Raw genomic sequence first — 6720 nt, 5'->3', positions numbered from 1 at the left:
CGCCCGTGTTCCCGCACCGCCCGACTCCTCAGCGGCTCCGCCGGGCCCCGTCCCGGGGGGCGTGCTCATGCCCGGCGACCAGGCCGTCGAAGAAGACGTCGAGGAACTTCCGCCGCTGGGCCTCGGAGTCGACCTCCATGATCGCGATGCCGTACACCGCGCGGATGAGGTCCAGGTCCGTGACGTCCGGCCGGAGACGCCCACCGGCCCGCGCGCGGTCGACGATGGGCATCGCCGCGCCGAGGATCGCCGCGCTGCACGCCTCGTACACGTCGGTACCGGGGGTGACCGCCGCACCGAGCCTGCGCTTGGTCCCGAGGCGCTCGACGAACCGGCGGGTCCAGACCGTCATGGCCTCCCAGGGCTCCAGCCCCTCGACGTCGGCCGCGTCGCCCAGGACGGCGTCGATCTCTCCGACGTACAGGTGTACGAGAAGCGCCTCCCGCGTGGGAAAGCTCCGGTACAGGGTGGCGATGCCGACACCGGCGCGTTCCGCCACGGTTTCGAGCGGGACGTCCGTGCCGTCGGCGAGGAAGACTTCGCGTGCCGCGTTCACGATGGCGTCGAAGTTCCGCGCGCCGTCCGCCCTCCGGGGGCGCGGGACGCGGAACCTCTCAAGGTCGACGTCGGTCATGCCCTGAGGATAGGGGTCATCCGCGGGGCATGATGATCTCCGGGTAGCGGGCGCCGAACGCGCCGTCCGGCACGATCTCGTCGATCCGGGCGAGGTCGTCGGCGGTGAGTCCGATGTCCGCGGCGGCGACGTTCTCGTCGACGCGGGCGATGTTCCGGGTGCCCGGGATCGGGACGATGTCCTCACCCTGGGCGAGCAGCCACGCCAGCGCGAGTTGTGTCACCGTCACGTCCAGGTCCGCCGCGAGCCCGCGGAGCCGTTCGATCGCCGCGAGGTTCTTCTCGTAGTTGCCGGGCTGCCAGCGCGCGTCGGTGCCGCGCATGTCGTTGGCCGGGTATTCGCTCGCGGGCTTGACATCGCCGGTGAGGAAGCCGCGCCCGAGCGGGGAGTAGGCGACGAAGCCGATGCCGAGCTCCCGGACGGTCGGCAGCACCTCTGCGGCGGTGGCGCGCTCGAAGATCGAGAACTCGCTCTGCAGCACCGACACCGGGTGCACGGCGTGCGCGCGGCGGATGACGTCGGGGCCGGCCTCGGAGAGCCCGAAGTACTTCACCTTGCCCTCCGCGACGAGTTCCCCGACCGTCCCCGCCACATCCTCGATCGGCACGTCCGGGTCCACGCGGTGCTGGTAGAAGACGTCGATCCGATCCACGCCGAGGTACTTCAGGCTCGCGTCGGCGACCTCGCGGATGTGCTCCGGGCGGCTGTCGTAGAGCTTGGCCGGGTTGAGCGGGACCACCCAGCCGAACTTCGTCGCGATCGTGACCTCGTCCCGGAACGGCGCGACCGCGCGTCCCACGATGATCTCGTTCGACCCGGTGCCGCCCCCGTACAGTTCCGCCGTGTCGAACATGGTCACCCCGCGTTCGTGGGCGCGCCGGATCGCCGAGATGGCGGCCTCTTCGTCGGTGTCGCCGTACGCCGAGGTGATCCCCATCGCGCCGTAGCCGATGGCGGAGACTTCGAGTCCCTGAGTGCCGAGCTTTCGTGTCTGCATGGTCGGTCGCTCCCCTGGTGGACCACATTAACTGATAACCAGCCTCCGCTTAATGGTCGGTCCTGTCAAGTGCGGCCCCGGATCGGGCTCTGCACCGCGTGAGCGCCGTGTCCCTCGGATCCGGGTGGTAGGCGACGAGTTACAGGGCCGGGGCCCCGCCGATGCCCAGCCCCGACCGGCCCGAGTCCGGCCTGCCGCTCGCGCTCTACTCCGCGTCCAAGACGGCGGCCACCATGCTGACGGTCCAGTACGCCAAGGCCCACCCGGGCATCAGGTTCAACGCGCTGGAGCCGGGCACCACCGCCACGGACATGACGGCGGTCTTCGGCATCGGCCGGTCGCCCCGGGAGAGCGCCGAGGTGGTCGTCCGCCTGGCCACCCTCGGCCCGGACGGCCCCACCGGGACCCTCCGGGACGAGAACGGCGTCCTGCCCTGGTAGGCGGCGGACCCCCTGGCCCGGGCTCAGAGCCCCTTGCCGCGCAGGTGCAGGGCGCGCATGACCCAGCCCGGGGGGACGCCCAGGACCACGAGGAGGGCCAGGTAGGCGCGGGCCTCGGTGGGGCGGGCGCGCAGGGTGGTGCCGATCCAGCGCAGGGCGGCGCTGCGGTGGCCCGCGGAGGCCTCGGCGAACGCGATCTGCCCGGCGACGCGGGCGTGCCCGCGCGGCACCAGGCGGAACTCCGGGTAGCGGTCCAGCAGCCAGCGCAGCGCCGTGGAGATGGTCTGCCAGCGGCCGGAGAAGTGCGAGCGCCGGTGCCACAGCACCCGCACGCCCGTCTCGGGGATGTTGCGGATCGGCCCGCGGCGGGCCAGGCGCAGCAGCAGCTCGTAGTCCTCGGCGTAGCTGCCCGGGATCTCCTCGCTGACGGTCCCGCAGCCGTCGATCATCGCGCGGCGGCGGATGAGGAACGTCGAGGGGTGCAGCTCGGTCAGCCGGGACCCCAGCAGGTCGCCGAAGGTGACGCTGGTGCGGTCCAGCGTCCGCACCGCCTCCACCCTGTCGTAGACCACGGTGATGCCGCAGCACACCAGGTCCGTCCCCGGCTCCTCCCGCATCACCCGCACCTGGCCGCGCAGTTTGCCCGGCATCCAGGTGTCGTCGTCGTCGCAGAAGGCCACCAGGTCCGTGTGCGCCGCCAGAACGCCGGTGTTGCGCGCCCCCGCCAGCCCCGGGGTCAGCGTGTTGGTCACCACCCGGATCGGCCGGGTCCCCTCGGCGCGGGCCAGGGACGGGTCGGGCTGGTCGTTGTCGTAGACCACGATCGTGGTGATGGTGCCCGGGTAGTCCTGCTCGTGGATCGCCCGCAGGGTGCGGCGCAGGAGTTCGGGCCGGTCGCGGGTGGGGACGACCACCGTGACCTCGGGCCAGTCCGTGATCTCGTCGGCGTCCGGGCGCGGCTCCACCACGGGGGAGACCTCCCCCGAGCCGGGGGTGACCAGGTCGATGAGGGCCCCCGCCCGCAGCGCCGAGCGCACCGCCCCCTCGTCGTCCTCCGGGCCCACGCGGAAGTCCTCCGGCGAGGCCAGCGCCTTGTCCAGCAGGGCGTAGAGCTGCTGCGGGCTGGAGCAAGCCCGTACCCGCCCGGCCGCCTCCAGCCGGGACACGAACAGCAGCTGGTGGTCGTCCACGTGCTCGCCCAGCTCCGGGTCGCGCGGCACCACCACCGGCAGGTGCCCCGCCCGGCGCGCCTGCACGATCGTCCCCGGCCCCCCGTGGGTGACCACCACCCGCGCCGACTCCATGAGCCGCCCCAGGTCCTCGCCGGGCAGGAACGGCGCCCCCGACGCCGCCCGCGGCTGCGCGCTGTGCCCGTGCTGCACCAGGATCCGCAGGTCCCGGTGGGTCCGGGCGTAGTCGTCGACCCAGCGCACGAGCCGGTCGAACGCGTGGTGGTCGGTCCCGATGCTGACCACGACGTCCGGGTGGTCACTGTTGCCCTCGGGCCGGGGCACGGGTCGGGTGGTCTGTTCGGTCACAGGAGCGGTCCTACCGTGATGGCGGTCGGCATGAAGGCGCGCTGCTCTTCCCACTGGGCGAGGGACAGGCGCGTGAAGGGGCGGCACAGCCGGGCGGTGAGCGTGGGGGTGTCGATCCGGTCGTAGACCTCGATGTAGACGGTCGGAACGCGGCGCAGCCGCCCCAGGGCGAAGAACGGCAGGGCCACCCCCGCCCCCGTGGTCACCACGACACCCGGGCGTTCGGCGCGCAGGACGCGGGAGGCCAGGCCCGTGTTGCGCAGCAGGTTGCCCACGTTGCGTGTGGTCGGGTGGTACGCCCAGTGAACGCGTTCGCCCGCCAGCGCGGACTCGGCGTCCGGGGTCCGGAAGGTCACCCAGGCCCGCTCGCGCCCCTCCCACCAGGGGCGGAGCGCGCACAGCTGGGCGAGGTGCCCTCCGTTGGAGGCCACCAGGAGAACCGGTCGCGAAGACATGGAGTCATCATCCCATAACCGAGAGTATTGATCGGTCAGTTCCGCAGCCCGAGGACGCCGCGGCACGCCCACACCGTCCCCAGGTGGCCGAGGGAGCCGACCACCACGGACACCGCCAGGGGGAGGAGCCCGCCGCCGAGCGCCCACGACGCGGCCAGCGGCACCGCGCCGAACCACAGCAGGCAGCCGCCCATCGCCACCAGCACCGGCCGCCCCATCGGCCGCAGCACCACCTCCGACCGCAGCTGCCACAGCGGCAGCCCCTTGCGCACCAGCACCGCCGCCACCAGCGCCAGGGCGCCCCCCGTCGCTCCCGCGACCGGCACCAGCAGCAGGCAGCCCGCCACGCTCACCGCCAGCGCCAGCAGGTTGTTGAACAGGTTCATCCCCGTGCGCCCCGTCATCGTGAGGATGAGGTCGCCCATCCCCAACAGCGACGCCGCCAGCTGGCCCGCGCAGACCACGACCAGGGCGGTCGCCCCCGCCGCGTACCCCTCGCCGAACACCCCCATGACCTCGGGCGCGAACACCAGCGCCGTCAGGTACAGCGGCCAGGTCAGGCACATCAGCCACGACGTCCCGGCCGCGTACAGCGCCCGCACCCCGTCGTGGTCGCCGGTGGCCAGCTGCTCGGCGAACCGCGGCTGCGCGGCGGTCAGCACCGTCTGCGCCCCGAACTGCCCGACCACCATCACCCGGGTCGCCGCGGTGAACACCGCCGCCCCGGTCAGCCCACCCAGCAGCGCCGTGAGCACCACGCCGCCGCGCTGCACCCCCATCTGCGCGACCCCCGCCACCGCCCGCGGCAGCGAGAACGCCCAGAACTCCGCCGGGGAGACGGGTTCGACACCTGTGGACGCCCCCGCGCCCGCCGACGTCGCCGCACCCCCTGGGGCTCCTGCACCCGCCGGTGCCGCCTCGCCCGCCGATGTCTCCGCGCCCGCAGATGCCGCTGGGCGCTCCGGGCCCCCTGCTCCCCCTGGGCCTCTACCGCCCCCCGCGCCCCATGGGTCCGGTCCGACGCCCGCCGGTGCCGCCGCGCCGTCCGCGCCCGGCTCGGCACCCACGGCCGCCCCCGCGCCCCCGGCGGCCTCCGCCGGAGCCGCGCGCCGCAGGATGCGGCCCAGCCAGAACCACGCCAGCACCGCCGCCGGGAGGTACGGCCCCGCCCAGGCCAGCGCCAGCGCCCCCGCCGACCCCGACAGCGTGATGGCCCCCACCAGCCCCACCTGCGCCAGCGGCCGCCCCACCTTGTCCAGCAGCGCCGTCGCCGCCATCGAGTGGTGCGCCCGGGTCGCCGCCAGCGCCGTGTCCAGCAGCACCGCGAACGGCAGGAACACCGCCAGCAGACGCAGGTACACCGCCGCGTCGTCGGTCCCCAGCGCGTCCGCCATCGGCCCCGCGAACGCCGCCATCAGCACCCCGGCCCCGCACGCCACCAGCACCGCCGGGACCGTCGCCAGCCGCACCAGCCGCGGCACCGCCCCCGCCCGGCCCAGCACCCGCAGCCGGGCGATGAAGTACACCAGCCCGTCGGGCGCCCCCACGTTGGCCACCGCCGCCGCGATGAGGAACACCGACGTCGCCGAGAACAGCAGCCCCGCCGCCTCCTGCGAGAACGCGCGCGTGATCGCCACGATCAGGGCCAGGTTCAGCCCGGCCCCCACCACCGCGCCCGCCATGTTCACCGCGCCTCCGCGCAGCACGCGGCGCAGCCCGGGGTTCCCCTTCCCCCGTTCGGCGACCTCGGTCACGCGCACCACGACGGGGTCCGCCCCCACCACCGCGCCAGCCGCCGGTCGCTCTCGGCGAACCGCTCCGTCAGCTCCGCGCGCAGCCCCTCGGGCATCACCGTCCGCTTGCGCGCGTTGTGCCGCCCCGGCACCCGGTCCGGCCCGGAGGGGAGCCCCAGGAAGTCCTCGATCCGCCGCAACTGCCGGGTGGTGCCGTCGAACAGCTCGGCGTAGTCCACCACGTACATCCGGTCCCGGCCCAGGTGCTTCTCCATCCGCTCCAGCTGGTCCGCGTAGTGGCCGCGGGCGACGTACCCGTGGTGCTGGTGGGAGTGGGAGGTGTACCCCGGGTCGGCGAGCAGCTTCTCCTCCTCGCCGGCCAGCCGCGCCTCCTCCAGCTCCACCGCGCGCGCGAACGGCTCGGTCTCGAACCCGCGCGCCGTCTCGTGCGCGTGCGCCGAGTACGCCCGCTCCACCGGGTCGCGCAGGATCACCACCACCCGCGCCCACGGCAGGTCCCGGGCGATCCGCTCGGCCGCCAGCGGGTGGAACAGGTAGTAGGGGCTGGACTCGAACGCCCGCACCCGCGGCAGCCCGCCCCGCCCCCGCAGCGTCGCCCGCAGCGGGAAGTGCGCCCGGTACCAGGACGTCCCGCGGTCGTACCCGGTGTCGAAGAAGTGCACCCCCTTGCGCAGCACCGGGCCGGTCGCCGCCGGGTTCTGGCACAGGGACTTGAACAGCGACGTCGTCCCGCTGCGCTGCGCCCCGCAGATGAGGAAGTCGGGCAGGGCCCGGGCGGGCCCGGTGGCCGACCCCCAGGCGTCGACGAGCGGTAGGACCGCCCGCCGGGCCGGGGCGGCCAGTCGTCGCGGCAGGGATGCGGTGCGCCGTGGCATCGGGTACCTCGTCGTTTCCGGGTTCGG

Annotated in this window: 7 protein-coding genes; 1 reads left to right on the top strand and 6 read right to left on the bottom strand. The window is 74.2% G+C overall.

Annotation, left to right across the window (positions count from 1 at the left end):
- Positions 1-28 precede the first annotated feature (28 nt).
- Together ACJOT3_RS30750 and ACJOT3_RS30745 are read right to left on the bottom strand one after the other, a co-directional pair.
- Positions 29-634 (bottom strand): TetR/AcrR family transcriptional regulator, encoded by a 606-nt coding sequence (locus ACJOT3_RS30750; protein ID WP_406976634.1) that lies wholly within the window; start codon positions 632-634, stop codon positions 29-31.
- 16 nt (positions 635-650) lie between these two features.
- Positions 651-1631 carry an aldo/keto reductase gene (locus ACJOT3_RS30745; RefSeq protein WP_406976633.1) on the bottom strand — a complete coding sequence of 327 codons (981 nt, stop codon included), beginning with the start codon at positions 1629-1631 and terminating at the stop codon, positions 651-653.
- 161 nt (positions 1632-1792) lie between these two features.
- Between ACJOT3_RS30745 and ACJOT3_RS30740 the strand changes: the two genes are divergently transcribed.
- Positions 1793-2071, top strand: coding sequence for an SDR family NAD(P)-dependent oxidoreductase (locus ACJOT3_RS30740; protein ID WP_406976632.1), 279 nt, complete (start codon positions 1793-1795; stop codon positions 2069-2071).
- A gap of 23 nt (positions 2072-2094) precedes the next feature.
- Here ACJOT3_RS30740 and ACJOT3_RS30735 read toward each other — a convergent pair whose 3' ends face one another.
- From ACJOT3_RS30735 to ACJOT3_RS30720, 4 genes are read right to left on the bottom strand one after another with little or no spacing between them, the layout of a single operon-like run.
- Positions 2095-3609 (bottom strand): glycosyltransferase, encoded by a 1515-nt coding sequence (locus ACJOT3_RS30735; protein WP_406976631.1) that lies wholly within the window; start codon positions 3607-3609, stop codon positions 2095-2097.
- Positions 3606-4064, bottom strand: a complete 459-nt coding sequence (locus ACJOT3_RS30730; RefSeq protein WP_406976630.1) for a UDP-N-acetylglucosamine--LPS N-acetylglucosamine transferase — start codon at positions 4062-4064, stop codon at positions 3606-3608. The genes ACJOT3_RS30735 and ACJOT3_RS30730 overlap by 4 nt, the downstream gene beginning before the upstream one ends.
- A gap of 35 nt (positions 4065-4099) precedes the next feature.
- The gene (locus ACJOT3_RS30725) at positions 4100-5845 is read right to left on the bottom strand and encodes a lipopolysaccharide biosynthesis protein (protein WP_406976635.1); all 1746 of its coding nucleotides are present in this window, start codon (positions 5843-5845) and stop codon (positions 4100-4102) included.
- Positions 5815-6693 carry a sulfotransferase domain-containing protein gene (locus tag ACJOT3_RS30720; protein ID WP_406976629.1) on the bottom strand — a complete coding sequence of 293 codons (879 nt, stop codon included), beginning with the start codon at positions 6691-6693 and terminating at the stop codon, positions 5815-5817. Before ACJOT3_RS30720 ends, ACJOT3_RS30725 begins: the two co-directional genes overlap by 31 nt.
- Positions 6694-6720: the final 27 nt, after the last annotated feature.

This window comes from Nocardiopsis protaetiae, from assembly GCF_045446735.1.
GTDB classification, from domain to species: domain Bacteria; phylum Actinomycetota; class Actinomycetes; order Streptosporangiales; family Streptosporangiaceae; genus Nocardiopsis; species Nocardiopsis protaetiae.
The sequence above is the reverse complement of the archived record's forward strand: the minus strand, read 5'-3'. Positions and strand labels throughout refer to the sequence as shown.